Origin of the sequence: Cardiobacterium sp. Marseille-Q4385, from assembly GCF_916618745.1 — a bacterium.
Classification (GTDB): domain Bacteria; phylum Pseudomonadota; class Gammaproteobacteria; order Cardiobacteriales; family Cardiobacteriaceae; genus Cardiobacterium.
Map to the genome: position 1 here is coordinate 1,617,294 of NZ_OU745373.1, position 26,419 is coordinate 1,643,712.

Sequence of the window (26,419 nt, forward strand, 5' to 3'; positions counted from 1 at the left end):
GCGCTGAAAAGGCGCTCATCCTTTGCCAGGGTCAATGATTTATTCGTGGCCAATTTGCGGAATCGGGCTGTCATTGCCATCACCAATGAGCCCCGTTTTGAGATAAAGCGCCAGTTTGCTGCGGCTATCGCTGATGTCGAGATTGCGCATGGTCAGCTGGCCGATGCGGTCGGCGGGGGTGAATGCCGCATGTTCCACTTTTTCCATTGACAGACGTTCCGGCGCGTAAGAAAGGTTTGGCGATTCGGTATTGAGGATGGAATAGTCGTTGCCGCGACGCAGTTCGAGGGTAACCTCACCCGTGATGGCTTTAGCGACCCAGCGTTGCGCGGTTTCGCGCAGCATCAGCGCTTGCGGGTCGAACCAGCGACCCTGATAGAGCAGGCGGCCGAGGCGGATACCGTTGATGCGGTACTGCTCGATCGTGTCTTCGTTGTGGATGCCGGTGACGAGACGTTCATAGGCGATGTGCAGCAGGGCCATACCGGGCGCCTCGTAGATACCGCGTGATTTCGCTTCAATAATGCGATTTTCAATCTGATCGCTCATGCCGAGGCCGTGACGCCCGCCGATGCGGTTAGCTTCCAGCATCAGCTCAACCGGATCGCTGTATTCATGTCCGTTCAGGGCGACCGGTACCCCTTCAGCGTAACGGATGCGCACTTCTTCCGGCGCGATGGCGACATCCTGCTGCCAAAAGGCTACGCCCATAATCGGCTCGATGATGCGGATGCCGCTGTTCAGATATTCCAGGTCTTTCGCTTCATGGGTGGCGCCGAGCAAATTGGAATCCGTGGAATACGCCTTTTCCGCACTCATCTTATAGTTGAAGCCGTTGGCGTTGAGGAACTGCGACATTTCTGTGCGACCGCCGAGTTCATCAATGAAGTCTTGATCCAGCCAGGGCTTATAAATTTTCAGACGCGGGTTGGTCAAAAGACCGTAGCGGTAGAAGCGTTCAATATCGTTACCTTTATACGTACTGCCGTCGCCCCAGATATGGACGCTGTCTTCCTGCATCGCAGCAACCAGCCTCGTGCCGGTCACGGCGCGGCCAAGCGGAGTGGTGTTGTAATAAATACAGCCGGCAGTGGTGATGTGGAAAGCGTTGCACTGGATAGCGGCGATACCTTCACGCACCAGTTGGGCACGACAATCCACCAGGCGTGCATGTTCAGCGCCAAAAGTGAGAGCCTTTTGCGGAATAGCGGCATAATCGCTTTCGTCGGGCTGACCGAGATTAGCGGTATAAGCATAAGGGCGTGCGCCTTTTTGCTTCATCCACAGCAAAGCGGTGGACGTATCCAGCCCGCCGGAAAAAGCGATACCGACTTTTTCACCGACGGGCAGGTGTTGCAGGATGGTTGCTTGGCTCATGAATTATTCCGGTAAAAAAAGACGAAAGGGCATTCTAGCACCACGAGGCGCAGATGGTAGCGCTAAAGCGTACATTACATTAGATATTCCCTATAATTGCCGATTTTTTGAGGAAAAATCGTCATGAACGAGAAGATTTTAGTCATTTTTTCCGGCGGACAAGATTCAACGACTTGCCTACTGCAAGCAATCGCGACGTGTGGGGCACCCCAAGTCGAGACAATAACCTTTTGCTATGGACAGCGACATGCCATCGAACTGGAATGCGCGCGCCGGATAGCCGCTGATTTGCAGGTACGGCAAACCGTGCTGGACATCCCCCAACTGCAAGCCGTAACCCATAACGCGCTGATAGATGAAAACGCCGCGATTACCCAAGGGGATGACGGCCTGCCGACCACCTTCGTGGACGGGCGCAACGCCCTGTTCCTCCTCTATGCGGCGATTTACGCCAAAGGGCGCGGCATCCGCCGCATCATGATTGGCGTATCGGAAGCAGATTTCTCCGGCTACCCCGACTGCCGCGACATTTTCATCAAATCCATGAACGTCAGCCTGAACCTGGCGATGGCTTACGACTTCCGCATCGAAACGCCACTGATGAACCTCAAAAAAGCGGAAGTCTGGGCGCTTGCCGACCAACTGGGGCGACTGGATTACGTCCGCGAATACAGCCACAGCTGCTATCGCGGCGTGCGCGGGGGTTGCGGCACATGCCCGGCCTGCGAACTGCGAGAACGCGGCTGGCGTGAATACCAGGCTCTACGCCAGGCGCGGGGATAAAACCGGCACCGAACTCACGGCGCCATTCCTAAAAACTGGGCTCGCCAGGCACTCAGATTCCATCTTCCGCTTGCGGGGGAGCGTTGGGGTGTGCGTCCGCAGAAGAGAAACGCCGCCAAGCGGGATAAATGCTGGGGTTGCGTAGAGTAGGCCTTGACCCACCGTAAAACGATGTTGCGATGGCATGGTGGGCTAAAGCCCGCTCTACCGTTCAAATCGCCGCCAGGCGGGATAACGGCTGGGGTTGCGTGGGGTAGGCCTTGACCCACCGCAAAACGATGTTGCGATGGCATGGTGGGCTAAAGTCCGCCCTACGGTTCAAATCGCCGCCAAGCGGGATAAATGCTGGGGTTGCGTAGGGTGGGTCTTGGCCCACCGTAAAACGATATTGCGATGGCATGGCGAGCTAAACCCCACCCCTATAGTTCAAATCGTTGCCAAGCGGGATAAATGCTGGGGTTGCGTAGGGTGGGCCTTGGCCCACCGTAAAACAATGTTGCGATGGCATGGTGGGCTAAAGCCCGCTCTACGGTTCAAATCGCTGCCAAGCGGCATCAGTACTGGACCCGCCAAGCGGCGTAAATGCTGCTCTCGCACCAAGCGGGATGGATACTGGCTTCTTGCGCACGAGGTTGCGGCGTGGTTTAGCGCGGTGTGAACCGGATTTCCACGCGCAGGCCGTTCTTGCTGTGGTGGGCGTCGTGCAGGCTGAGCTGTGCGCCGTGTTTGTCGCAGAGGCTTTTCACGATGGCAAGGCCCAGCCCCGTGCCGTCGCTGCTGTTTTCCAGGCGGCGGTAGAAGGGGTCAAGGACGCGTTCGCGTTCGGCAGCGGGGATGCCGTCGCCGTTGTCTTCGACGCTGAGGGTGGTGGTGCGCCCGTTTACTGCGATGCCGAGGTCTATGCGTTGTCCGCCGTGGCGGATGGCGTTGTCGGCGAGGTTTTTGATGAGGGTGTAGAGCTCGGTCGCCGGTAGCGGCAGTTCGGCGTCTGTGCTGTCGCTGATGCCGAGGTCGCAATCTGCCGCTTCTGCCAGCGGCAGCAGGGTTTCCACCACTTGCCGGTACACCGCTTGCACATGACAACTGGCCGGGGCGTCGTCCCGATGCTGGCTGCGCGCGAGGGTGAGCAGTTGTTCGAGCAGGGCACTGCTGCGGCGGATGCCGCTGCGTAGCGGTTCCAGCTCGCGTCGGGCGGCGTCGTTATCCATCTGCGCGGCGAGGCGTTCCGCTTGCAGGGTCAGCGCGGTCATCGGCGTGCGCAGTTCGTGCGCGGCGTCGGCGATGAAGCGTTGTTCGCGTTTGAGGGCGGCGTCGATCCGCGTCAGCAGGTGGTTGATGGCATGGATGAAGCCGCTGATTTCGCTGGGGATATGCGCGTCGGCCAGCGGCGAGAGGTCGCGTTCGTCGCGCGCGGCGAGTTGGTGCGAAAGGCGGCGCACTGGGCGCAGGGCGCGGTGTACGGTGATGAGGCTGACCACGATGAGCAGCGGTACGAGGAGGAGCAGCGGCGTGATGACGTGCCGCGCGCCAGCGTAGGCGGCCTGATCACGGTAGGTGCTGTCCTGAATGAAGGCGAGGCGGTAGCCGTCCGGATAGGTGTGGATGTACACGCGGTAGCGCTCGCCGCGCCGGCCGATGTCGTGGAAGCCGTCGGCAGGATTCTGGCGGAAGAAATGGCCGTAGCGGCCAAAGGGCGAGACGGGCTGGATATCGATGTGGTTGCTGTCGTCGCCGTCGTAGAGCGGCAGCGGGTTGTAAGGATCGATCAGGGAGGCGGTCTGGCTGAGGAGGCTGTCCTGCTCGTCGTGCGTTTCATCCAGGATGGTGTAGAAGGCGGCCGCCCCGGCGCCGATGGCGACAAGGATGATGGCGACAGTGAGGGCGAGGGCGAGACGCAGGCGGAGGGAAGGGGGCATGGTTATATCCGGTGGACGACGGGAAGGCGACGATACTGATATGGCGGGCGGAATGCCATGCCCCGGCGGACCCGGTAACGACGTCGCTTGACGGGGCAGTATTTACGCCGCTTGGCGGACCCAGTAATGACGCCGCTTGACGAACCCAGTAATGACGCCGCTTGACGAACCCAGTAATGACGCCGCTTGGCGAGCCCAGTAATGACGCCGCTTGGCGGGGACAGTATTTACGCCGTTTGACGAACCCAGTAATGACGCCGCTTGGCGAGCCCAGTAATGACGCCGCTTGGCGAGCCCAGTAATGACGCCGCTTGGCGAGCCCAGTAATGACGCCGCTTGGCGAGCCCAGTAATGACGCCTCTTGCCGGGGCCAGCAATGACGCCGCTTAGCGAGCCCGGCATTTACACCGCTTGGCGAGCCCAGTAATGACGCCGCTTGGCGAGGCCAGCAATGACGCCGCTTGGCGGACCCAGCAATGACGCCGCTTGGCGGCGTTTGTCCCCTTCCCCCGTGGGGAAGACCGGGATGGGGGCAGTGAACAAGTCGCGAAGCGATAAAACTCCATAACCACGTCACTTGCCGGGTCCAGCAATAACGCCGCTTGGCGAGCCCAGTAATGACGCCGCTTGGCGGCATTTGGCATGGCACAACAGCACAACGGCAGGAAAACGACGCTGGGCATAACGTCTAATCCCTTTGGTTCAGGGACGTTTTTTATTCCGAACGTAAAGCCCAACAAGAAGAACCTAAGTTGTCTTAATCCCTTTGGTTCAGGGACGTTTTTTATTCAGGAGTCTCTATGAATTTTAGTGAAATTCATCGGGTCTTAATCCCTTTGTTCAGGGACGTTTTTTATTCTCAAAGCAGGACTCAAAGAAGCTGCTCCAGACTGGTCTTAATCCCTTTGGTTCAGGGACGTTTTTTATTCAGATCCCGAGCACGTGTTTCCCCAAGAGCTAACGGTCTTAATCCCTTTGTTTCAGGGTCTGCCGATTGTTAGAGATCAGTTTTCCGTCATTCTAGGGCGGTTTTTCTGCAAATGCCATGTCATGTTTTCTGCGGTTTTGCCGTGTTTGCGCGCTTCGCGCCTGCAAGCCCGCCGGGGCGGTTTTCCGGCGGCGGGCAGGCATCGCAAGGGGCGGCGGCTCAGAGGGTCAGGGTTTTGAGTTTGTCGAGGCAGTCTTCCAGTTCGCGGCGGAGTTTGTCTTCGTTGTTCAGGGTGGCGGTGATGTAGTCATTGCCTCTTTCGCCATGCGTGAGCGCGTTGCGAATGTGCTGCAGCTTTTTGTATTTGTCGTAGAGGGTGTGGCTGTGCTGGCTGCCGTTTTTAGTGTCGCGCCAGTCGGCTTTGCGGCTTTGGATGTAGCGCAGCACGGCGTTTTTGCGTGTTTCGTAGTCGTCGTTGTGCTGGAAGTGGTTGTCATCCAGGATGCGTTCAAAGATGGCTTCGTAGCCGTAGAGGGCGGCGCGCAGGTAGTCGCCGTTGTGCAGCGCCTGTGTGGCGAGGTGGAAGCGGTGTTCCCAGTCGCGTTGTTTGGGGTCGAGTTTGAGGCGTTCGTGCAGGGTTGGCTGGATGAGGCCGAGCAGCGGGGTCGGGGGTTCTTTTTTCAGGGCGGCGAGGAATTGCTGGATTTTCTCGCGGTACTGGCGCAGGTTGTGGGTTTGTTCGGCGAAGGAGGCCTGGGCGAGCAGGCGGGTGGTGGCATTGCTGATGCCGATGGTGTTGAGGATGGGGACAAGGGCAGCACTGTTGCCGCTGTAATCGTAGGCGGCGAGGGCGTTTTGCCAGGCGCTGATGTGTTGCAGGCCGTCCATGCGCAGGACGGGCGTGGCATCGTCGCGGGTGAGGTCGAGTGCGCCGTAGTAGATACCTTCAATGCTGGTGCCGCGCAAAGTGGGCAGGAGGTTGGCGATTTGCTGGATGAGCATCGGCAGGTGGCGCAGGCCGTGGGTCACATCAAGGATGGCGCGGTCGCCTTTGGTGTAGTAGTGGAGGATGTGGTCTATGGTGGCGATTTGTTCGGCCTCGCTGCGGCCATAGGGGATGAGGTCGCAGGTGACGGGTTTGCCGAGCTTGTCGCTTGCCGCCTGCGCGAGCGGGGCGAGAAGGGCAGGGGTGACGCTGTCCTGTTCGGCGGCTTCGAGCAGGGCGAGGTCAGCATCAATGCTGAGCCGTTGGGCGAGGTTGTCCCACATGCTGCCGCTGGTGCCGAGGATGATGAGGTGGTCACTTTGCAGGTGTTGGTCGAGGGCAAGGCCGAAGTAGGAGGTGCGGTAGGTTTGGTCATCCAGCAGGTAGTTGGCTTCGCGGTAGTCACCGCCTTTTTGCGCTTTGCCGAGGAGGGTGATGAGTTTGCGGGTCATGGTGCGTTCTCCGGTTGGTTGGGGCAAAGGGCTTCGATGTGGTAACGGCGCAAGGTGCAGCCCATCGCCGCCATGTCGGCGGCGCTGTATTCGCTGCCGCGCTGCGCCGCTTCTTGCGGCAGTTGCAGGAAGTAGTAACGCGCGCCTCTGGCGCAGACGGCGGCGGCGATGTGGATGGGCAGGGTGCCGAGGACGGTGTCGCCGTTTTGGATGATGGCGGGGTCGTCGAGGTGGGTGAGGTAGTGGTCAATGTGCCATTCGTTCTGGCTTTTGATCCAGTCGATGGCGCCCGGGTGGCGCGAGATGAACCAGGTACTGCCGCTGTTGGTTGCGGGGGGTAAGGGGGTGAATTTGCCGAGTTCGTCGCGGGTGTCGATGTAAATGGTCAGCTGGTTGCTGTCGCCGCTGCGTGCGGCGACGATGGCATCGAGGAATGCCGGTTCGCTCAGGTAGGGGATGTTGTAGTTGCCGCGACAGCGGTCGCTGAGGATGCCTTTGATTTCCTGGCGGCTGCACAGGTAGCGCGGGATGGCGATGTGGTATGCGGGGGTGGTGTCGTCGTTGCGCAAACGCAGGGTGAGGTCGATGTTTTCGGCGTCGAGCCGTTTTTGGTTGCGCTGGTTGAAGTAGTTCTTGCCTGTGAAGAAGAGGGTGAAAGGCAGCAGGCAGAAGTTGATGAAGTTCAGGACGATTTCGAGGAAGCCGAGGTTGTTGCGATAGGTATTCGGGTATCGCTGCGCCAGGAAGAGCAGGAGGATGAAGATCAGGGATAGGGTGAGGATGATGATGAGTTCATGTTTCGGTTTTTTCATGGGTGCTCCGTGAGGGTGTAGCGGCCGAGGCCGAAGGTGGTGTTTTTGCCGAGGTGCAGCCACTGGCCGATATGCAGGGCGCAGGCGTGTTCGGGGGCAAGGTTGCCGAGATGCCAGTCGCCGATGGCGCCGCCGAGGTGCATGCTTTGTTGCTGGCGGTTGGAGTAGCGCTGCCAATCGTACCAGCGCAGGGCGGGGCGTGAGCGGACGGTGGCGGCGTGGGCTTTGAGCGCGGCGTAATCGGCCTGTGGGGTGATGCCGAGGTGGATTTGGCAGATGAGGCTGAGACGGCGCAGGGCCTGGCTGAGCAGGGTCTGGGCGCTGAGGTGGTCTACGCCGAGGGCGATGCCGTTTTTTTGCAGACGCAGCGGGGTGAGGATGTGCAGGGTGAGGTCGTGCGGGTGGTTTTCCGGCAGGGTGAGGTGGTTGTCGTGCGGGGTGATGCGACCGTCGGCGTAGATGTTTTCCCAGCCGTCTGCCCGCTCGATGGCGATGTCGGTGAGTTCGCCCTGGCCGTGCGCGATGCCGTCGCGGTTTTTGAAGGCTTGTTGCCAGGCGTAGCTGATCAGCGGCAGGTGGTGGCGGGCGTCGCCGATAAGGACGAGGCTGAAGCGGTAGGTGCTGCCAGCGGGGTATTCGCAGCGTTCGCCGTATGCTTCTGGTTCGATGATGTAGGGCGGCGGGATAGTGGCGGGGTTGGCCAGACCGATGTCGGGGCGCGGCGCGGGTTCGAAGATATGGGTGTAGGGACTGTTTTGCAGGAGCAGGGCGGAGGGTGCATGGCCGCGCGGCACACAGGCACGGCGCAGGGCGTGTCCGAAGGCGCCACGCAGGGCGGAGCCGGGGTAGGCGGGGGCGCGCATGGCACGGGTGAGGGTGAAGGTGTAGCGGTAGCGGGCGATGGCGAGGGTGGCGGGGAGGTTGAGGATGGTCATGGGATTGGTGGTTGTTCTTTTTTCCGATATGCAAAGGCTACGCTTGGCGGTGGGCTGAAGCCCACCCTACGTGTGCAGGTAAGGCTCAAGCAGTTTGTAGGCTTTGTTCTCGTTCTTTTTGTCGCTTGTTGCCCAGCCCTGCACGATGTCGCCATGTAGTTCCCCCACTAAAGCGGCGACTCTGGCGATGTCATCATTGTTGTCGGCGTCCAGTCCCAATTCTTCCAAGTATTTTTTCTTGTTTTTGCTGAGGTTGTCGGCCAGTTTACGGGGATCTTCGTGTGCGATTTCATGACGCAGCAGGGCATCGGGGTCGCTTTGCAGACAGGCTTTTTCCCAGTTATTGTGGATTTTTTCGACTATTTTGTCGTAGATCGCGTTGTTGTCACTGCGGAAGTAGCCGTAGCCCGAGGCGGTTTTGCTGCCGAGGCCCTGGTGTTCGAGGGTGGCGTTGAGGAGTCCCAGGGCGTAGCGCGTCCAGTCAGGTGCGCCTTCGATGACGAAGTAGTAGGCACCGCCGGTGGCGATTTGCTGGTTGGGGATGGGCGATTCGCTGCCGTCCGCCAGCGGGGTTTTGCCGTTGTAGTACTCCTGGTGGTGCACGGTGACGACTTCGCTGATGTAGGGACAGTCGCGTTCGTTCAGCGGCAGCCACCAGGCGTCGTGCCAGACGAGGGCACCGCTGGGTTCGCCTGTTTCACTGTCGCCGCCGAAAAGTTCGTCCAGATAGGCCGGGGCGAGGCCGTTTTGTTCGGCGTAGTGGCGTACTGCGCCTTTGATGCTGCTGCCCGGCAGGTATGGTACGCCGTAGCTGTGATGGGTGTGGACGCCGGTTTCGAGGGTGTTGCCGGTTGCAAGGCCGATGTAGAGGCGGTTTTCGCAGTGCAGTACGGTGCTGGTAAAGCGGTTGTTGTTGCGGGTCAGTCCTATCCAGCGCGCCAGGGCGAGGTGGTAGTGGTTGGGGACGGTGGTGTGGGTGATGCGTTCGATGAGTTTGTTTTTTTCGCTTTTGTTGCCGCTTTCCCATAGGGGCAGGCCGCGTTGCTGGAGGAGGCCGGCGTGGGTATCGCGGGTGTTTCGGGTGATGGCACGCAAGGCCGGGCGCATGAGGGTGGTCATCGGTGTTCTCCTGCGGTGTTGTTGGGGCTGCCGAGCAGGGCCTGGGTGTAGCGTTTGAGCCAGGCGGTGGCATCAAGGCTTTGTCGGGTGAGCAGCTGGTAGTGGCGCAGGTCGGCTTTGAGGACGTCTTCGTGCAGCTTTTGCGTATCGTCTTTGCCAAGTAGCAGTGTGGCGAGGTGTTGCAGCAGTTTGCGGTGTTCTTCGCCCCCTTTGGCGATGAGGAAGCCGACAGCCTGTGCCAGCCCGGCCTGCATGATCATGGTGGGGTAAGCGAGGGCGAGGGTGCGATATTTGGCTTCTATCGGGCTGTGTTTGATGGCGGCAACGAGCGGGTAGGCGGTCTGCGCGTAGTGTTGGGTACGGATGTGGTGGTTCATGCGTTTTCTCCTGTGCCGGGGTGAGCAAGCAGCAGGCGGCAGAAGCCGCGCCCGACGGTATGTTTGCCGCCCAGTTGTAGGGCGATTTCGCCTTCTGGTAGCAAGACGCTGAGTTCGGCGGCTTTTTTGGGGTTTCTGTCACGGTTGCGGGCGTCACTGATGCCGATGATGCCCCAGAGGACGGTTTCGGCAGGCAGGTTTTCTTCGGTCCACAGGGCACCATCCTGCACGATGCGGGTGTCGCGGTTGATGCGGATGCGGGTGCGGATTTCGGTGGCGGTGTCGGCGAGGTAGCTATAGATGTCATCAGGCAGGACGATGAGGCGTTGTGTCAGGCTTTGGCGCCATTCGGTCGCTTGCGGGGTGCCGTCGGGATAGAGGGCCTGGCTGAGGTGTTGTGCCCAGGCGGTGGTGGTGTTGTCTTCGACGCCGTTGAGGTCTAGGTCTTCGAGGGCAACTTTGTCACCCTCAACGTGCAGCAGGCTGCTTTGGGGGAGATAGGCGGTTTCTTCGCGTGCGTTCGGGATGGCGAGGTCGAGGCCGAGGTCGCGTGCGTAGCGGCGGAGGATGAAGGGGCAGGTGGCGTAGGCCACGGTGCCGGCGAAGGAGCGCACGGGCAGGAGCAGGAGGTGGGCGTCGCCGAAGGCCAGGGCGCCTGCGTGGCTGTCGGCGTCGCTGCTGTCAGGGCCGAAGAGGGTGCGGATGTCGCTGTGGTTGAGATTGTATTGGGCAGCGGCTTCGTCGCGCAGGACGCCTTTGATGGCTGAACCGGGGATTTGCGGCAGGTTGGTGGCTTTGGCGCGGGCGATGGGCAGGTCAACGACGCCGACGCCTTGGCCGGTGCCGATATGCAGGGCGGTGAGGGCTTGGATGTGGTAGGTACGTGCTTGCATGGTGGGGTTCCTTGTGATGGTGGGTTATAGTCAAACATCTAAAAAATCGTAACTGTGTTGCGTCGCCTTGCCGTACTAGTTGTACTGTCTGCGGCGGTGCGCCTTGTTACGCTTTTTTATCTGTTCAACTATAGTTGGGGGTGTGCCAGGCAGCGATGCTGACGATGCCGAAACCGTCGCGCTGCGCCTGCGGATCGTCACTAATGGCGGAAAAAGCCAGGGCGGCGATGTGGTCAGCGGGGGTCAGGGTTTCCAGCCAGTACACGGCGCCCGCTGCGACGGCTTTACGCATGGCTTTTGGGCGGTGGTGATGCATGTCCCAGCCGGAGACGGGCTGCCAGCGTTCGATGGCGCAGGCGCGCAAGCGGACGCGGATGTCGGTGTGCGGCAGGGTGCCGTGCAGGGTGTCGTCCAGCCAGCCCGGCCGCCAGCCGTGCTGGAAGATGGCGGGGGTAAGCAGGGTCAGGCGCAGGCCGCGCGCGGCGTTGATGGTGTCGGCAAGGTCAGCGGCAGGGATGAAGGCCGGGTCGGGCGGGATTTGGCGGCAGCGCGACAGGCGGCCTTCGCCGCCAAGGCGGACGAGGGGGCTGTTGCTGTCTACTTCACTCTGGATGAGGAGGCGGTAGGCGCACTCTTCCCAGCCCTGATGGTGGTTTTTGCGCGCTGCTTGCAGGTCGTAGGCGGCAGTTTGGTACAGGCGCCCTTCTGCGGCGGCATCGCGCTCGCGGTCAATTTGGACATGGGTGCGGGTTTCGATTGGTAGGGTGTGTGCGGGCAGGTCGGCGAAGTTCAGGGATTCGCCACGTTGCCAGCGCAGGCTATGCTCAAGCGGCCAGTAGGCGGGGCCGGGTTGGGGTTTGCCTTTGACGGTGTTTTGTAGCTGGACGGGCAGGAGGCCGGGCGGCAGGTCACAGCCGTCGGCATCGTGGGGCCACGGGGCGGGACGCAGGCGGTGAATGTTGGTTTTGTTGGTGGTGCGTTCTTGCAGGTAGAGGACGTCTGCCGGTTTGGGGACGAGGACGGTGATGTTGCCGTCCCGGTCTTCCTGGGCAAGGAAGGGGCCTTTGCTGGCGAGTTGTTGCAGCGCGTGGTGCTGGTCGTCGCGCAGGCGACCGCGTGTGCTGTTTTCTGTTTCTGCGTCGAGTATCCAGCCTTGGGCTTCGAGATGTTGGCTGCGCATCAGTCCTGCAGCGGCCGAAGGCAGGGGAAAGTTGATGTCGTCCGCGTCGGCTTGGGTGCCGAAGGGGCGGCCGCTGCGGCAGACCAGTGGCGCCAGCGGTTCAAGCAGGTAGTGTTTCATTGTTCTTCTTTTCCTATCTCGCGTTGGGTTTTGGCTGTCAGCCAGCGGGCGGTGATGAGTTCGTTGGCCAGTGCGTTCAGGTCGGCCAGGGCATCGTGTCGTGTACGCAGGGCGTCTGTCTGTTTTTGGTCCAGCTTGATGCCGTCACGAGTGCAGGCCTGGGCCAGCATCCGTGTCAGTTCGGCGTTGCGGATGTCGCGTAGCAGGGTAGAGTTGGTGGTGATACCGAAGTCAGTGCGCTGGTAGATGGCGCGGGCGTCGTAGGCGATGCGGCTTGGCAGTTGTTTGTCGCAGAAGGCGTTGATCCAGCCCTGGAAGGCGAGGTGCGCATCGCTGTCGTCCCAGCGTAGGCGGATGTCGCTGGTGCTGCCGGAGCGTACGGCCAGGGTGATGCCGAGGGCGTTGCGCTGTTTGTCGGGCGCACTCTGGTCACCTTTAGCAACGCGCTCGGCACGTGCCGCCAGGCTGCGGATGTGACCAAGCGGGGTGTTGATGTGGGCAATGGCCAGTCCGACGGACAGGGTGGGGGGCCGTTCTGCCTGTAATTGGGTCGCCGGTTTTTGCAAGGCGTCGGCAAAGTGCTGTGCCAATGCCTGGGTGCAGTTGTAGGCGCTATCCAGCGGGACGAAACCGAGGACGTCGTCACCACCGGCGTAGATGGTATGGCCCCGGTACTCGCGCATAATGCCGGGTACGCTGCCCGCAAATTTAGTCAGGGCGCGGGTGATGTTTTGGTGCTGCTCTATGGTCGTGGCTTTGTCCAGCAGTTCGCCCATGCGGTCACCGTCAGCGAGGAGCAGCACGCCGTAGCTGCACGGCGCATCATAATCCCGCCACAAAGAGCGCAGGACGTTGCGCAGTTTATCCAGGGCTTCGGCTTCGGCGGGGCTTTTGGGTTTTTCTGCCGCCAAACGGGCGGGATAAAGGTATTGGGCATCGTAGGGGAAATCGTGGTAGCAGCCGCTATTGCCTTTGACGCGGGTGGCGAGTTCGCAGGTAACCAGCGGTTCGTAAGCCTTGCACAGTTCGGGGAGGACAGAGGCGGGCAGTTGCCGCAACCAGCTGTCGGCAGCGATGCGGGTAAACGGGGTGAATTGTTCGGGGTCGCCGCAGAGGCGCTTGGTGACGCCGGCGCAGTCGAGTTGTTCGGCATCTGCCAGCCCCAGTTTGCGCCGGGCGGTTTGTCCCAAGGTTGGTGCTAGCAGGACGGTTTCGCGCGCGCCGTCCAGCGAGGATTTGGGCAGGCAGCGTGTGCTGTCGTCGGCGGTCAAGGCGGCCGGCAGGAAATCGCGGGTGGCTTTGCGTGCCGCCAGCAGGCTTGCCGCCCGTTCGCAGGCCAGTCGGTAGCCGTCTGCCGTGTCGTCAATGTGCGCCCATGCCGCCTGTACTTCGACGTAGTCGTTGATTTGTGCCTGCCAGATGTTATCGCGCAGGGCGGCATCGCCCAGTTTGGCGCGGGCTTCTGTGGCGAGGGTGATGAAGCGTTGTCGCACTGCCTCAGCTGCGGCGGCAGCAAGTTGGCGCACGGCGTCGCTGTCGGCTGCGGTGACGCAAGCTTGAATTTTGTTGCCGACCGAGAAGTTTTTATCGGTCAGTTTTTTTTCGTCGGTCTCAGCAGGGAAAATGAGTTCGGCTTTGTTGTGCAGCAGGTGCAGCGCGGCGGCTTTGGCGATTTCGGATAGCAGCCAGGATCCGCACCATAGGTCGCGGCTGCGTCGGGCGGCGGCGATAAAGCCCTGCACCGGCCCGATGGACTGTATCAGGATGTATCGGTTCATCTGTTTCTCCTTGTCGTGGTCATGGGGCGGCGAAGTAGTGCAGGAAGGCGTGCAAGGGATCGTCCGCCTGCTGCGTTTTGATAGGCTCGATGCTTGCTGCCAAGCGTTTTTCCCACAGTTTTACGGGGTATGTCTTTTCGCTTCCTCGCTGTAAAACGACGGGCATCTGCTGCAAATGTTCATGCGGCAGCAGTAGGGCGGCGGGTAACCATTGGCCGTTGCCGTCATGGTAGGGGCGCAGTATCAGCGGGCTGGGCAGCCGGTCTTTGCTTTGCGGTTGTAATTGGTGATCAGCCGGCTCGCCCCTGCCAACGAAGTGGAAGATGATCGGCATGCCGAACATCCCACGCGGAAAGACGTTGCCCGCCAGGTGTTCGGGCGCGTGCATTGCGGCATGTTGTCCACTCAAACGGCGGACGGCATCAGCTTCCGGCCAGCGGCTGCGCCCCGCCGGTTTTTTATTGCCCGCTTCTTTGCCTGGCAGATTGCGGCCAAGTCCCGCTTTCTGGCGGAAATCGCGCAGGCGGGCAATGGCCTGTTTCCATGCAGCGACAGGGTTGTTGCTGCTGTTTTGCCGCAGGGTAAGGCAGCACCTCGCCTCCTCTGCTTCTTGTTTGGTGACGGGGTTCAGTAATGACGGCAGGCTGTCTGCCTGCTCTACCTGTACCGCGCCCGTGCCGCGGCGGTTACGCGCACCCAGTCCGCCGAAGTTCGCCCACCAGCGCAGGGTCTCGATCACCTGCTGCCGCTGCGTTTCACTGGCGACGGTGGCAAAGCGCAGTTGCAGGGTGAAGTGCAAGCCTTCTCGTAAAACGTCGTGGCTGACATCGGTGTTTTTATCGTTGTCAGCCGGGAAGAAAACGTAGGCCAATGGCGCGTTTCTATTGTCGGCATAGTCGGTGTAAGGCACTTTGTGGATGTCCCGCACATTACGCACCCGCAGGAAAACCAGGCTGGCCGATGCCTCGGTATCATCGCTGCCCATGCCGCCCCAGAGCTGAAATTCGGCACGGCGGAGATCAGGCAAGTGCCATTTATGCGCCGCCAACAGGCGCCACCAGAAGCGTAACTGGCCGCGCAGGGCGCTGATGCGGATGGGCATGGTTTCGTCCACCGTCGCCGCCTGCACTCCGCCGCCATACAGCGGGGTGATGAGGCGGCAGCGGATGTCGTGCCAATCGCTAGGATTGCTCGGCAGGGCAGCATCTGCCGGGGCTTCGATACGGTGTTTGCGTAAACCCATAATTGTGATCCTCCTGCAATGGGTGATGGGTGTGGTGTGATAGAAGCGCGGTAATGCCGGGCATAAGAAAGCGCCCGATTTTGTCCTAAAGGGGCGCGGTGGGTGTGGCGTCTTGCTGCATGGGCTTTCCTTGCACGGGGCGGGGGTTGGGATTTTGATGTGGATTTTTTTGCAACTATAACGGATTTCGTGTGGTTTTTCGTGGTTTTTGCAAAAAAAAAAAGCGGCATCCGGAGATGCCGCTGTTGCTTGGTGTGAGCTTAGGTCGAGGCGTGCTGTTTGCGGAAGTTTTTGCCGCCGTCTTTGCGCGCGGCGAAGGGTTTTCCGCCTTTATGGGCAAAGGGTTTGCCGCCTTTTTTGCCGCCCCAGCTTTTTTTGTCGTCAAATTTTTTGCCGTAGCCTTTGCTCGGGTTGCCACGGAATTTTTTTGACGGTTTGGTTTTGGGTTTGCTGGTGATTTTTGGCTCCATGCCTTCGATGCGGTGTTCGTCGATTTTGCGTTCGAGGTAGCGGGTGATGGCCGAAAGCTGGCTGCGGTCGGCAAGGCTGCACAGGTTGATGGCTACCCCGCTGCGTCCGGCGCGGCCACTGCGGCCAATGCGGTGCACGTAGTCTTCAACTTGGCGCGGCAGGTCGTAGTTGATGACGTGGCTGATGGCGGGGATGTCGATGCCGCGCGCGGCGACGTCGGTTGCGACCAGGATGTCGCATTTGCCTTTACGCAGGTCTTCAACGATGCGGTTGCGTTTGACTTGCGGCAGGTCGCCATGCAGGAAACGGGCGCGGTGGCCGTTGTCGCGCAGGCTGTCGGCGATTTCTTCGCTGCTGCGTTTGGTGGCGGCGAAGATGATGGTTTGCCCCATGTCTGGATCGGCAACGAGGTGTTCAAGGATGCGGTTTTTGTGGCCCTGGTCGTCGCAGAAGTACACTTTTTCTTCGATGTGCGCGCTTTCAACTTTGATGCTGATGCGCTCAGGTTCGCGGGTATAGCGCGCGGCGATTTTGCCGACGGCGCCGTCCCAGGTGGCGGAGCTCATGATGGTTTGGCGGTTTTCCGGCAGGGCGTCGATGATGGCACCCAGGTCATCAGCGAAGCCCATGTCGAGCATGCGGTCGGCTTCGTCCAGGACGAGCATGTCAAGCGCCGAGGTGTCGATGCGTTCGTCGCGCAGGTGGTCAAGCAGGCGGCCAGGGGTGGCGACGATGATTTGCACGCCTTTTTTCAGGGCGCGGATTTGCCCGCCATAGGGTGCGCCGCCGACCAGCGGCACGGAGAAGAGCCATTTCAGCTCACGCCCGTATTTACGCACTTGATCCTGCACTTGCAGGGCGAGTTCGCGGGTTGGGGTGAGGATGAGGGCGCGCGGTTTTTTGCCGCGTTGTTCGCTGGTAATCAGGCGGGTAAGGATGGGCAGGACGAAGGCGGCGGTTTTGCCGCTGCCGGTTTGTGCCGAGAGTTGCAGGTCGCGCCCGGCGATGGCAAGCGGGATGGCTTGTGCCTGGATGGGGGTCGGGGTGGTATAGCCGCTGGCGGCGATGGCATTAAGCAGGGCTTCGGGGAGGTTGAGGTCGGTAAAGGTTTGCATGTTGTTTCCGATGGGTTGTGGCAAACCGTGACGACCGCAACGCCTGATACCAATCCCGGTTATAAGCAGGGGTTGGTAATTGAGGGGGATACGAATATTGATGGTTTGCCGAGAGGTCAATTTCAATTCATCGGCAACAATCAGGGGAAGCCTCGTGCTTCGGATCGCGGGCGATGTCGTCAAAAGGGCGCGCATTGTACGCTTGTGCGGGGAGTTGTCAAAAGGATTCATCCGGTTTGGTCTTGTTATCATGCCGCGAACCCTGCCGTTCGGAGCTTCTCATGTCACCTGTTCCCGCTTTTTCTCCTGCTTTTGATGATCCGCGTACCCTCGGCTGGGGCGGACGCCGGCTGTTTTCCGGGGGCGCTATTGTTTTTATTTGTCTGCTCTGCCTCGGTGCGCTGTGGATGGTCTTTGCCATGCTTTACGGCGCGCACAGCAAGGAGATTATCTGGTGGTGGGCGTGCTGGTTGCCACTATGGGCGCTCGGCAGCGGTCTCTTCTGGTGGCGGCACGGCGTCGTGCATCCGCCGTGCGTGGTCTGCGACGCGCAGGGGCTGACGCTGTACCGCCGCGACCGCATTGTCGGGCAATGGCGTTGGCAGGCCCTGCAACGGGTGGATGCACTGCCCGCGCGTCGTTTGCTCGTCATCATGCCGCACGCGGGTGGCCGCTATTTGTATGGCGAACGCCGCCTCAGCGCAGCGGATTGTACGGACATCATCCGCACCGCGCAGGCGTTCATGCAGGGAACCGCCGCTGCGCCACCTGCTCCGGCGGTTTCGCGGCAGTGGTTCAAGCGTAACGACACCGCTTATGCCGCTGTCCGCAATTTGTCGTCTTCTCTTATGTTGATTTGCATCATTGCTTATATGCTGTTCGACGGCTGGCAGCAGGCACAGAAGCCGAAAACGCCTTTTGACGATGAACCCGCGCCTTATGCCCTGCTCTTTGTCATCGTCGCTGTGGTCGTGGTGTTCTTTTTGCTGCGCCAGGTGGTGCGTCATTACCGCTATTATCTGGCTGGACAGGAGGTATTGCTGGCCGCGATCGACGGCAAGGGGCTCACCGTGCATTTTCCTGATGGCCGCAGTGTGCATGTGCCCTGGGCGGAGATGCGCGACATCAGGGCCGTGCAACGGCACACGAAGCACGGCACTACCGAGTACCTGCTGTGGACTGACCGCCTCGGCAACACGCGGGAAATCAACGCCGATCATCTGGAAAGTTTTGCCACTGCCGAGGAGATTGTGGTGGCGGTGAATGCGGTGCGCCACGGTATGCCGCTGTTGCCGCCGGGGAAAAATGCGCAGCCTGGCGGTATTCCGCGCGGCGCGGTGGCGATGTTCTGGACGCACGCCGTGGTCTATAGCGGGCTGTTTATCCTTCTTGGCAAGAGATTGCCGCTGCCTGAGGAGGTTTTTGTCGTCGCTGTTGTGCTGCTTGGCATCACAGATGTGTTTCCGCGCGTCTTTTTCGGCTGGCTGGATCGCTGATGACAAAGGCAGTCAGATGGTGCAGCCTGTTAAGCGGCGTCAATGCCGAACCCGCCCCGCCGTTCTTGCCGCTCTCTTACCGCTGTGTTACAAAGCGGTTCTGTTTTTTTGTCCGCGCCGTCGCGCGGTTTTGTTTTCTGTTTGAGGAGGGGATTATGTTGATGTTGCGTCGGAGTTTTTTGGCCGTGGCCGCAGCGTTGTGTGTGCTGACAGCGGGTGCGGAGAATGCGAAGGTGAAGGTCGGTTTTATCGCCCTGCCGTCACATGCGCCGAATTTTCTCGCCAAGGAACGCGACTTTTACGCCGAGGAAGGGCTGGATGCGGAGTTGGTGCCGTTTCAGGCGGCGCAGGCCATGGCGGTTGCGATTGCTTCCGGCGATATTGATTTCGGCGTAACGGCGGTGTCCGGCGGTCTGCTCAATCTTGCTGCGCGCGGTGATGCGGTGCGGATTTTTGGCGGCGCGCTGACGGAAGCGAAGGGCACGCCGGGGCATGTGCTGCTCGCCAGCAAGGCGGCGTTTGATGCCGGTTTGAAGTCACCCAAGGATTTGGACGGCAAGCGTTTTGCCATCACCACCCAGGGTTCGTCGTTTGCGTATATGGGCGCGCAGATTGCCAAGCAGGAAGGTATCGCCATCAAGCCGATGGCGCTGAATACGATGCCGGCGATTGCCGCCGCGTTGCAGGCGGGCAAGGTGGATGCTGCTGTCGTCCAGCCCGCGTTTGCCGCTGACTGGGTGGCGCAGGGCGCGGCGGTGGAGATTGGCCGCGTCGCCGATTTTCTGCCGGATTATCAGGTAACGGTGCTGTTTACTTCGGCGAAGCGCGCGCAGGATAACCCGCAGTCGCTTGCCGCTTTCCGGCGCGGTTTTGCCAAGGGCGCGGCACTTTATAACGCGGCGCTGGTCGATAAGTCGCTCTCTGAGGCGGAAGTGGCGGCAGTGGTCGCCGATGTGCACCGTTATGTGTTTGTCGATAAGCCCGAAGCGGAGGCGGCCAAGCTGATTCAGGCGGGGGCGATGCGCGTCTCGCCGGATGCGGCGCTGAACCGTGCCGATGTGCTCAAACAGGTGCAGTGGTTCAAGGAGGAGAAACTGGTGCCGGACGCGCTGGATGGCAACGCGCTGCTGGTGGACTGATGCGTCTGCTGGTCGATGATGTGTCGCACCGTTATCACGGGCGGCTGGTGTTGCAGGATGTGTCGTTTGCGATAGAGGCGGGCGAGATTGTCTGCATTATCGGCCCGTCCGGCTGCGGGAAATCGACGCTGCTGCGTTTTCTGGGCGGACTGGAAGCGCCGGATGCGGGCGTGGTGTGGCTGGAAGGTGAACCGCCTGCCGCATCGCTCAACCCGCTGACGTTTGTTTTTCAGGATTTTGCCCTGCTGCCGTGGCGTACGGTGGCGGAGAATGTGGAGCTGGTGCTGGCGCATCATCCGCTCTCGAAAGCGGAACGGCGCGAGCGGGTGCGCGATGTGCTGGCGCGTACGCAGCTTAGTGAGTTTGCCCATGCCTGGATTCGCCAGCTTTCCGGCGGGATGCGGCAGCGGGTGGCGATTGCGCGAGCGCTGGCGGTCAATCCGGCGGTGATGCTGCTCGATGAGCCGCTCTCGGCGCTGGATAGTCAGACGAAGGATTTGCTGCTCGATGATTTTGTCCGCCTGTGGCTGGCCGCGCCGTTTTCGGCGGCGTATGTGACGCATAATTTGCGCGAGGCGGTGCGGCTGGGGCACAAGGTGGTGGTGCTGTCGCGCCGCCCCGGCCGGGTACGCGAGGTGGTCTCGCTGGATATGCCGCTGGATGCGCGCGATGAGCGGGATCCTGTGTTGCTGGATGTGGAAGAGCGCTTGTGGGCGTTGATGCGCGATGAGGCTCGCGCCGCCGAACGGGAGTTGGAGGCATGAATACGGTGAATCGGATTGCGGTGCCGCTGCGTACCCGCGTGTTTGGCGGCAAGGCGCCGCGCTGGCAGGGTTGGCTGGTGTTTGCCGTGTTGCTGGTGGTTTGGGAGACGGCGGTGCGTCTCGGCTGGATCAGCCGCGCTTTTATCGCGTCGCCCTCGGAAATTGTGGTGCAGCTCAAACAGTTGCTCGTGTCCGGGCTATTGTGGGAACACTTGTGGGCGAGTGTGCGCCGTCTCGCTATCGGCTGGGGGCTGGGCACGCTGCTTGGTATCGTCATCGGGCTGTTAATCGGCTTGTGGCGGGTCGCGCGCGGCACGTTGCTGCCGCTGGTCTCGGCACTGTTTCCCGTGCCGAAGATTGCGCTGCTGCCGCTGTTTCTGGTGTGGTTCGGCATTGACGAAGGCTCGAAGGTGGCGACGATTCTGATCGGCACATTGTTCCCGACGGTGATTGCGACGTATGCGGCGGTCGATAATGTGGATCGCGGCCTGATTCGCATGGGACAGTCGTTTGGGCTGCCGCAGGCGGCGGTCATCCGCAGCATCATTCTGCCCGGCGCGATGCCGGGGATTTTTGCCGGCTTCCGCATTTCGGTGTCGATTGCCATCACCATGCTGGTGGTCGCCGAGATGATGAATGCGGAAAGTGGCATCGGCGCGTATATCGCGAGCGCCGGCGCGCTTTATCAGATGGATCAGCTGCTGGCGGGGGTCACGCTGCTCGCTCTCTTGGGCATCGTGCTGTCGTGGTTGCTGGGGGTGATTGAGCGGCGGGTGTTGCGCTGGCGGGAATGAAGGCTGTGATTATCCCGCTTGACGGGCGGTACGAACCCAGTGTTTATCCCGCTTGGCGGGCGGCGCGAACTCAGTGTTTGTCTCGCTTGGCGGGCAGCACGAACCCCGTGTTTATCTCGCTTGGCAGGCGGCGTGAGCCCAGTGTTTGTCTCGCTTGGGCGTCTTTCATATATGACAGAGGATTGTGATGAAAAAATTATGGTTGATGTTGTTATCCGCGCCGCTGTGGGCGCAGAACGAACCGCCGGTGGCGCTATTGCCGGTGCAGGGCGACACCTTGACGCCGGAAGCGGCGCTGGCGCGATCCAAAGGCGACAGCGGACTGCCGCAATTATCCGCGCGGGCAAACCCGCCTGGTCAGGGGGCAGGCCCGGAACCGCTTACCGCGCCGGCGGATGATTTGCCCGCCGACATTCCGGTGGTGGTGCTGAAGGACGAATCAAAGAACCCACCGCCGCCCGCTGAAGAAGCGAAGCTTGCCGCAGAGCCAGCAGAAAAAACCGCTGAGGCGAAAAAGGACAGCAAGAAAAAGACGAAAGCGAAGAAGTCTGCCGAGAAGAAAAAGCCTGCGGCAGAGGAGAAACCGGCGGAAGAGAAGCCCGCTGCCAGCGAGGAAAAACCGGCAGCCGCTAGCGAAGATAAACCCGCTGCCGCCGCAGAAAAAAAGGATGGGCAGCCTGCCGCTGCTCCTGATGCGGAAAAGCCCGCGCCGGTGAACGAGAAAGCGCAGGCGGAGGCAGCAGAAAGCGACACCAAACTGCAGACACCCGTCACGCCTGCCGTCGGCGAAGTGCAACCGCTCGCGCCCGCTACCCCGGCGCCGACCGCTGCTGAAGAAGAAGTCGATCCGCCGTGGGCAGGTTATGCGCAGGCGCAGTCAATGGCGGAAAACGGCAACCCGCGCGGTGCCCTGCGCCAACTGGAAAGCCGTCTCGCCACCAATCCGCAGGACAGCCGCGCCGCCTACCTGAAAGGGCTGGTGCTGATGCAACTGGGGCGCGGCGAGGAAGCCGAGCGTTGGTACAAAATGATGCAGGCCAATTTCCCCGACCTGCCGCAGCCGGGTAACGCCCTGGCGGTGATTTACGCGGGGCGCGGCGATTTGCCCGCTGCAGAACTGGCGCTGCGCGATGTGTTGCTGAAACATCCGGAGCACAACTCGGCACGGGTCAACCTCGCCCGTCTCTACGTACAAATGGCGCAGGCCGAGTACGAAAAGGCACTGAAAGCGACCCCTGACAATGCTATGATTGCGCGCAAATTAGAGGCCTTGAAGGCCATGCAGTAACTTGAAAACTATCGGATTTTTATGGCGAAACAGACAGAAGAACAGCAAAAGGCGCTTGCCGCCGTGCTGGCACAGCTTGACAAAACTTTCGGCAAAGGCACGGTGATGCGTCTCGGCGACCAAACCGCCGCACTCGACATTCAGGCCATCTCAACCGGCTCGCTCGGCCTCGACATTGCCCTCGGCATCGGCGGCCTGCCGCGTGGCCGGATTGTCGAAATCTACGGCCCGGAATCGTCGGGTAAAACCACGCTGACCCTGCAAGTCATCGCCGAAGCGCAGAAAGCGGGCGGCACGACGGCCTTTATTGACGCTGAACACGCCCTTGACCCGATTTACGCGCGCAAACTCGGTGTCGATACCGACAACCTCTACATCACCCAGCCGGACACCGGCGAACAGGCGCTGGAAATCACCGATGCGCTGGTGCGCTCCGGCGCGTTTGACGTGGTGGTGGTGGACTCGGTCGCCGCGCTCACCCCAAAGGCGGAAATCGAAGGCGACATGGGCGATTCGCACGTCGGCCTGCAAGCCCGCCTGATGAGCCAGGCACTGCGCAAACTAACCGCGAACATCAAGCGCACCAATACCCTGGTCATCTTCATCAACCAGATCCGCATGAAAATCGGCGTGATGTTTGGCTCGCCGGAAACCACCACCGGCGGTAACGCCCTCAAATTCTATGCCTCGGTGCGCCTCGATATCCGCCGCATCGGCTCCCTCAAAGACGGCGACGAAGTGATCGGCAACCAGACGCGGGTCAAAGTGGTGAAAAACAAAGTTGCGCCGCCGTTCAAGCAGGCCGAATTTGAAATCCTCTACGGCGAAGGCATTTCCCGTCTCGGCGAAATCATTGATCTCGGCGTCGCCATTGACGTCATCCAGAAATCCGGTGCCTGGTACAGTTACGGCGGCGAAAAAATTGGTCAGGGCAAGGAAAAAGTCCGCGCCTTCCTCAAAGAAAAACCGGAACTCGCCACCGAAATTGAGGCAAAAATCCGCGAATACTACATTGGCAACAGCGACGCCGAACTGCCAGTCAGCAGCGGCCAGAGCGATGACGGCGAGAATGCCCAGCCGTCTTTGACCGATGGCGATGAACCCTTCTGAGTTCACCCACCCCGACGACGAACAGCGCGCTATCGAAGCGCGCTGTCTCACTGCGCTCGCACAACGCGAACACAGCCGCGCCGAACTCGCCGCCAAGCTGCACGGTTTTACCTCTACTGCGATTGAAAGCGTCCTCGACACCCTCGCCGCGCGCGGCTGGCAGAGCGATGCCCGCTTTGCCGAAGCCTTTGTCCGCAACCGTCTCGCGCGCGGGCAGGGGCGGCTTAAAGTCCGCCACGAACTCGAAGCACGCGGCATCCACGGCGAACTGCTGCGCGACGTGCTCGACGACGCCGACTGGGCGGACGCCGCCCGCAGCGCCTATCTGAAAAAATACAGCACCCCCGCCACGACGGCGCAGGAAAAAGCGAAGCGGCAGCGCTTCCTCGCTCAACGCGGCTTTTCCTACGACGACATCCAGCAAGCAATGAAAGCAACCCACGATGACACATAAACGACCCACTTCTACCGCCGACATCCGGCGCGCCTTTCTCGATTACTTCGCCGAACACGGCCACAAAATCGTTCACTCTTCCTCGCTGGTGCCGGGCAACGACCCGACCCTGCTCTTTACCAACGCGGGCATGGTGCAGTTCAAGGACATCTTCACCGGCAGCGAGACGCGCGACTACAAGCGCGCCACCACCTCGCAGCGCTGCGTGCGCGCTGGCGGCAAGCACAACGACCTGGAAAACGTCGGCTACACCGCGCGCCACCACACCTTCTTTGAAATGCTGGGCAATTTCAGCTTCGGCGACTACTTCAAAGAACAGGCCATTCCCTTCGCCTGGAACCTGCTGACACAAGTCTTCGGCCTGCCGCCGGAAAAACTCTGCGTCACCGTCTATCACGAAGACGACGAGGCCTACGCCATCTGGCGTGACACCGTTGGCCTGCCGGAGAACAAAATCATCCGCATCGGCGACAAGCCGGGCAAAGCCAAATACGAATCTGACAACTTCTGGGCGATGGGGGACACCGGCCCCTGTGGCCCCTGCTCGGAAATCTTCTACGACCACGGCCCGGAAGTGTGGGGCGGCCCGCCCGGTTCACCCGAAGAAGACGGTGACCGCTTCATCGAAATCTGGAACATCGTCTTCATGCAGTTCGAGCGGGATGCGACGGGCAACATGAAACCGCTGCCGCGCCCGTCCATCGATACCGGCATGGGGCTGGAACGCATCGCCGCCGTGTTGCAGCACGTCCATTCCAACTACGAAATCGACATCTTCCGCAACCTGATTGCCGCCGCTGCTGAGGCAACCGGCTGCGACGATCTCGAACAGACCTCGCTCAAAGTCATCGCCGACCACATCCGCGCCACCGTCTTCCTGATGGTCGATGGCGTACTGCCCGGCAACGAAGGGCGCGGCTACGTCCTGCGCCGTATCATGCGCCGCGCCATCCGCCACGGCTACAAACTGGGACAGAACCAGCCGTTCTTCTACAAACTCGTCGCACCGCTGGTGGCGGAAATGGGCGAGGCCTATCCGGAAATCGTTGAAGCCGAAGCGCGCATCACCGAAGCCGTCAAGCGGGAAGAAGAGCGCTTTGCGCAAACGCTGGATACCGGCATGAACGTCTTCCACAAAGTGCTGCACGGCCTGAAATTCCTCAAACTCGAATCCCTCCTGCCGCTGGACGGAGCGCAAAAAACCATCGAACTGCACACCGCTGACGGCAAACCCTTCAACGTTAGCGCCCTGCAAGCGGCGAACCGCAAACAAATCCTGCTGCGTACCCCGCAGGGCGAGACGAAAACCATCGATATGGAAGACATGCTTGGCGACGAATCCAAATTCAGCGATTCTGAAGCCGCACCCTACATCGCCGCGCTGGAACAATACCTGAACGATAACCTCGCAAACAGCAAGCTGATTATCCCCGGCGAAGTCATCTTCAAACTCTATGACACCTACGGCTTTCCCTACGACCTCACCGCCGACATGGCGCGCGAACTCGGCATCGAACTCGACAGCGACGGCTTTGAGCGGGAAATGGCAGCGCAACGCGAGCGCGCTAAAGCCGCCGGCAAATTCGACGCCGCGCAGAAACTTGATGTCAGCGGCAAAACCGCCTTTGAGGGTTACGAACACGACCACGGTACCGCGCAAATCATGCAAATCTTTGCCGATGGCGCAGCGGTCAACCGCCTACTCGGCGGCGAACAGGGCGTTATCGTCCTTGACCGCACCCCGTTCTATGGCGAATCCGGTGGACAAGTCGGCGATACCGGCACCATCCGCACCGCAAACGGCATCTTTGCCGTCGCAGACACGCAGAAACAGGGCGATGCCTTCCTGCACTTCGGCCATGTCATCGAAGGCAGCGTGACCAGCGGCGAAGCGGCAGAAACCCAAATTGACGTGGATCGCCGCGCCGCCATCAAGCGGCACCATTCCGCCACCCACCTGCTGCACAAAGCCCTGCGCAGTACCCTCGGCACCCACGTTCAGCAAAAAGGCTCGCTGGTGGACGAACGCCGCACCCGCTTCGACTTCTCGCACGACAAACCGCTCAGTGCCGACGAAATCGCCCACGTCGAAACCATGATGAACGCGCAAATCCTGCGCAACGCCCCAGTGACCATCGAACAAATGGGCCGTGATGATGCGCAGAAAAAAGGCGCGATGGCACTTTTCGGCGAAAAATATGGCGACGTGGTGCGCGTCGTCAGCATGGGCGAAGACGGCTTCTCCATCGAACTCTGCGGCGGTACCCACGTCGCCCGCCTGGGTGAAATCGGCATCGCCAAAGTCGTCTCGCAAGGGGCCGTCTCGGCCGGGGTGCGCCGCATCGAAGTCGTCTGCGGTCTCGCTGCACTGGAACACCTGGCGCACAGCGACGCCCTGCTCGCAGAAAGCGCCGCCCTGCTGAAAACCGACGGCGAACACCTGCCGGAGCGCATCGCTGCCCTGCAACAACAGCTGAAAGCACAAGAAAAAGATATCCAGACCCTGAAACGCCAGCTGGCACAAGGCGGCGACGGTGGCAGTATCGAAGTGAAGACCGTCAAGGGCTGGAAAACCCTCGCCCTGCAACGCGACGGCCTCGATAACGCCACCCTGCGCGACACCGCCGACCAACTGCGTGATCGCCACGGTGCGGACGTTGTCGTCATCGGCAGCGCGGACGGCGATACCGCCCGCCTGATCGTCAGCGTCAACAAAACGGCAAAAGCCCTGCACGCCGGCAACATCATCCGCGAACTTGCCACCCATATCGGCGGTAAAGGCGGCGGCCGTCCTGACTTTGCCCAGGCAGGCGGAAAAACTCCCGCAGGACTGCCCGCAGCCCTTGCGGCACTGGCAGATGCCCTGCCCGACAACACATAGAGGAAACCA

The 26,419-nt window shown here is 60.8% G+C and carries 21 protein-coding genes and 1 CRISPR repeat array; of the genes, 9 read left to right on the forward strand and 12 right to left on the reverse strand.

Translation table 11 applies throughout. The features are described from left to right. Positions 1-39: 39 nt before the first annotated feature. Positions 40-1,377 carry an argininosuccinate synthase gene (gene argG, locus LG374_RS07900; protein ID WP_225757182.1) on the reverse strand — a complete coding sequence of 446 codons (1,338 nt, stop codon included), beginning with the start codon at positions 1,375-1,377 and terminating at the stop codon, positions 40-42. Positions 1,378-1,500: 123 nt separating this feature from the next. On the opposite strand from argG, the gene queC reads away from it, so the two are divergent. Beyond that, complete coding sequence (gene queC, locus LG374_RS07905) at positions 1,501-2,160, forward strand: 7-cyano-7-deazaguanine synthase QueC (RefSeq protein WP_225757183.1); 660 nt, start codon at positions 1,501-1,503, stop codon at positions 2,158-2,160. A 644-nt stretch (positions 2,161-2,804) separates the two neighbouring features. On the opposite strand, the gene LG374_RS07910 is transcribed toward queC, so the two are convergent. The 11 genes from LG374_RS07910 to LG374_RS07960 form a co-directional block, all read right to left on the reverse strand. Further along, positions 2,805-4,076, reverse strand: a complete 1,272-nt coding sequence (locus tag LG374_RS07910) for an ATP-binding protein (protein WP_225757184.1) — start codon at positions 4,074-4,076, stop codon at positions 2,805-2,807. 689 nt (positions 4,077-4,765) lie between these two features. Further along, positions 4,766-5,075: direct repeats of the CRISPR family, unit length 32 nt; unit sequence TAATCCCTTTGGTTCAGGGACGTTTTTTATTC. A 148-nt stretch (positions 5,076-5,223) separates the two neighbouring features. Continuing rightward, the gene (gene csx2, locus LG374_RS07915; RefSeq protein WP_225757185.1) at positions 5,224-6,441 is read right to left on the reverse strand and encodes a TIGR02221 family CRISPR-associated protein; all 1,218 of its coding nucleotides are present in this window, start codon (positions 6,439-6,441) and stop codon (positions 5,224-5,226) included. Next, on the reverse strand, positions 6,438-7,253 hold the full coding sequence (gene csx16, locus LG374_RS07920; protein ID WP_225757186.1) for a CRISPR-associated protein Csx16: 816 nt from the start codon (positions 7,251-7,253) through the stop codon (positions 6,438-6,440). The genes csx2 and csx16 overlap by 4 nt, the downstream gene beginning before the upstream one ends. Continuing rightward, positions 7,250-8,188, reverse strand: coding sequence for a CRISPR system precrRNA processing endoribonuclease RAMP protein Cas6 (cas6, locus tag LG374_RS07925; protein WP_225757187.1), 939 nt, complete (start codon positions 8,186-8,188; stop codon positions 7,250-7,252). Before cas6 ends, csx16 begins: the two co-directional genes overlap by 4 nt. Positions 8,189-8,254: 66 nt before the next feature. Next, the gene (locus LG374_RS07930) at positions 8,255-9,307 is read right to left on the reverse strand and encodes an RAMP superfamily CRISPR-associated protein (protein WP_225757188.1); all 1,053 of its coding nucleotides are present in this window, start codon (positions 9,305-9,307) and stop codon (positions 8,255-8,257) included. Further along, complete coding sequence (gene cmr5, locus LG374_RS07935) at positions 9,304-9,684, reverse strand: type III-B CRISPR module-associated protein Cmr5 (protein ID WP_225757189.1); 381 nt, start codon at positions 9,682-9,684, stop codon at positions 9,304-9,306. Before cmr5 ends, LG374_RS07930 begins: the two co-directional genes overlap by 4 nt. Continuing rightward, positions 9,681-10,577 (reverse strand): type III-B CRISPR module RAMP protein Cmr4, encoded by an 897-nt coding sequence (gene cmr4, locus LG374_RS07940; RefSeq protein WP_225757190.1) that lies wholly within the window; start codon positions 10,575-10,577, stop codon positions 9,681-9,683. The genes cmr5 and cmr4 overlap by 4 nt, the downstream gene beginning before the upstream one ends. Before the next feature lie 124 nt (positions 10,578-10,701). Further along, a complete protein-coding gene (locus tag LG374_RS07945; RefSeq protein WP_225757191.1) occupies positions 10,702-11,877 on the reverse strand; it encodes a type III-B CRISPR module-associated protein Cmr3 in 1,176 nt (391 codons plus the stop codon). Then, positions 11,874-13,655: a type III-B CRISPR-associated protein Cas10/Cmr2 gene (cas10, locus tag LG374_RS07950; protein WP_225757192.1), complete on the reverse strand. Its 1,782-nt coding sequence runs from the start codon at positions 13,653-13,655 to the stop codon at positions 11,874-11,876. The genes LG374_RS07945 and cas10 overlap by 4 nt, the downstream gene beginning before the upstream one ends. Positions 13,656-13,674: 19 nt before the next feature. Next, the gene (cmr1, locus tag LG374_RS07955; protein ID WP_225757193.1) at positions 13,675-14,898 is read right to left on the reverse strand and encodes a type III-B CRISPR module RAMP protein Cmr1; all 1,224 of its coding nucleotides are present in this window, start codon (positions 14,896-14,898) and stop codon (positions 13,675-13,677) included. Positions 14,899-15,158: 260 nt separating this feature from the next. After that, the gene (locus LG374_RS07960; RefSeq protein ID WP_225757194.1) at positions 15,159-16,484 is read right to left on the reverse strand and encodes a DEAD/DEAH box helicase; all 1,326 of its coding nucleotides are present in this window, start codon (positions 16,482-16,484) and stop codon (positions 15,159-15,161) included. 281 nt (positions 16,485-16,765) lie between these two features. Between LG374_RS07960 and LG374_RS07965 the strand changes: the two genes are divergently transcribed. The 8 genes from LG374_RS07965 to alaS all read left to right on the forward strand — a co-directional run bounded on the left by LG374_RS07965 (position 16,766) and on the right by alaS (position 26,410). Further along, the gene (locus tag LG374_RS07965) at positions 16,766-17,980 is read left to right on the forward strand and encodes a hypothetical protein (protein WP_225757195.1); all 1,215 of its coding nucleotides are present in this window, start codon (positions 16,766-16,768) and stop codon (positions 17,978-17,980) included. Continuing rightward, entirely contained in the window at positions 17,980-19,119 is a 1,140-nt protein-coding gene (locus LG374_RS07970; protein ID WP_225757196.1) for an ABC transporter substrate-binding protein, read from the forward strand. The genes LG374_RS07965 and LG374_RS07970 overlap by 1 nt, the downstream gene beginning before the upstream one ends. Beyond that, positions 19,119-19,883 carry an ABC transporter ATP-binding protein gene (locus LG374_RS07975; RefSeq protein ID WP_225757197.1) on the forward strand — a complete coding sequence of 255 codons (765 nt, stop codon included), beginning with the start codon at positions 19,119-19,121 and terminating at the stop codon, positions 19,881-19,883. The genes LG374_RS07970 and LG374_RS07975 overlap by 1 nt, the downstream gene beginning before the upstream one ends. Continuing rightward, complete coding sequence (locus LG374_RS07980) at positions 19,880-20,677, forward strand: ABC transporter permease (RefSeq protein ID WP_225757198.1); 798 nt, start codon at positions 19,880-19,882, stop codon at positions 20,675-20,677. Before LG374_RS07975 ends, LG374_RS07980 begins: the two co-directional genes overlap by 4 nt. A 187-nt stretch (positions 20,678-20,864) precedes the next feature. Beyond that, positions 20,865-21,965 (forward strand): tetratricopeptide repeat protein, encoded by a 1,101-nt coding sequence (locus tag LG374_RS07985; protein ID WP_225757199.1) that lies wholly within the window; start codon positions 20,865-20,867, stop codon positions 21,963-21,965. A gap of 21 nt (positions 21,966-21,986) precedes the next feature. Further along, positions 21,987-23,075, forward strand: coding sequence for a recombinase RecA (gene recA, locus LG374_RS07990; RefSeq protein WP_225757200.1), 1,089 nt, complete (start codon positions 21,987-21,989; stop codon positions 23,073-23,075). After that, positions 23,062-23,529 (forward strand): regulatory protein RecX, encoded by a 468-nt coding sequence (locus tag LG374_RS07995; RefSeq protein WP_225757201.1) that lies wholly within the window; start codon positions 23,062-23,064, stop codon positions 23,527-23,529. Before recA ends, LG374_RS07995 begins: the two co-directional genes overlap by 14 nt. Further along, positions 23,519-26,410, forward strand: a complete 2,892-nt coding sequence (gene alaS / locus LG374_RS08000; RefSeq protein WP_225757202.1) for an alanine--tRNA ligase — start codon at positions 23,519-23,521, stop codon at positions 26,408-26,410. The genes LG374_RS07995 and alaS overlap by 11 nt, the downstream gene beginning before the upstream one ends. The last annotated feature ends 9 nt before the right edge of the window (positions 26,411-26,419 follow it).

Coding starts and splice junctions, on each gene's coding strand:
- argG (WP_225757182.1), bottom strand. CDS start 1,377: ATGAGCCAAGCAACCATCCTGCAACACCTGCCCGTCGGTGAAAAAGTC.
- queC (WP_225757183.1), top strand. CDS start 1,501: ATGAACGAGAAGATTTTAGTCATTTTTTCCGGCGGACAAGATTCAACG.
- LG374_RS07910 (WP_225757184.1), bottom strand. CDS start 4,076: ATGCCCCCTTCCCTCCGCCTGCGTCTCGCCCTCGCCCTCACTGTCGCC.
- csx2 (WP_225757185.1), bottom strand. CDS start 6,441: ATGACCCGCAAACTCATCACCCTCCTCGGCAAAGCGCAAAAAGGCGGT.
- csx16 (WP_225757186.1), bottom strand. CDS start 7,253: ATGAAAAAACCGAAACATGAACTCATCATCATCCTCACCCTATCCCTG.
- cas6 (WP_225757187.1), bottom strand. CDS start 8,188: ATGACCATCCTCAACCTCCCCGCCACCCTCGCCATCGCCCGCTACCGC.
- LG374_RS07930 (WP_225757188.1), bottom strand. CDS start 9,307: ATGACCACCCTCATGCGCCCGGCCTTGCGTGCCATCACCCGAAACACC.
- cmr5 (WP_225757189.1), bottom strand. CDS start 9,684: ATGAACCACCACATCCGTACCCAACACTACGCGCAGACCGCCTACCCG.
- cmr4 (WP_225757190.1), bottom strand. CDS start 10,577: ATGCAAGCACGTACCTACCACATCCAAGCCCTCACCGCCCTGCATATC.
- LG374_RS07945 (WP_225757191.1), bottom strand. CDS start 11,877: ATGAAACACTACCTGCTTGAACCGCTGGCGCCACTGGTCTGCCGCAGC.
- cas10 (WP_225757192.1), bottom strand. CDS start 13,655: ATGAACCGATACATCCTGATACAGTCCATCGGGCCGGTGCAGGGCTTT.
- cmr1 (WP_225757193.1), bottom strand. CDS start 14,898: ATGGGTTTACGCAAACACCGTATCGAAGCCCCGGCAGATGCTGCCCTG.
- LG374_RS07960 (WP_225757194.1), bottom strand. CDS start 16,484: ATGCAAACCTTTACCGACCTCAACCTCCCCGAAGCCCTGCTTAATGCC.
- LG374_RS07965 (WP_225757195.1), top strand. CDS start 16,766: ATGTCACCTGTTCCCGCTTTTTCTCCTGCTTTTGATGATCCGCGTACC.
- LG374_RS07970 (WP_225757196.1), top strand. CDS start 17,980: ATGACAAAGGCAGTCAGATGGTGCAGCCTGTTAAGCGGCGTCAATGCC.
- LG374_RS07975 (WP_225757197.1), top strand. CDS start 19,119: ATGCGTCTGCTGGTCGATGATGTGTCGCACCGTTATCACGGGCGGCTG.
- LG374_RS07980 (WP_225757198.1), top strand. CDS start 19,880: ATGAATACGGTGAATCGGATTGCGGTGCCGCTGCGTACCCGCGTGTTT.
- LG374_RS07985 (WP_225757199.1), top strand. CDS start 20,865: ATGAAAAAATTATGGTTGATGTTGTTATCCGCGCCGCTGTGGGCGCAG.
- recA (WP_225757200.1), top strand. CDS start 21,987: ATGGCGAAACAGACAGAAGAACAGCAAAAGGCGCTTGCCGCCGTGCTG.
- LG374_RS07995 (WP_225757201.1), top strand. CDS start 23,062: ATGAACCCTTCTGAGTTCACCCACCCCGACGACGAACAGCGCGCTATC.
- alaS (WP_225757202.1), top strand. CDS start 23,519: ATGACACATAAACGACCCACTTCTACCGCCGACATCCGGCGCGCCTTT.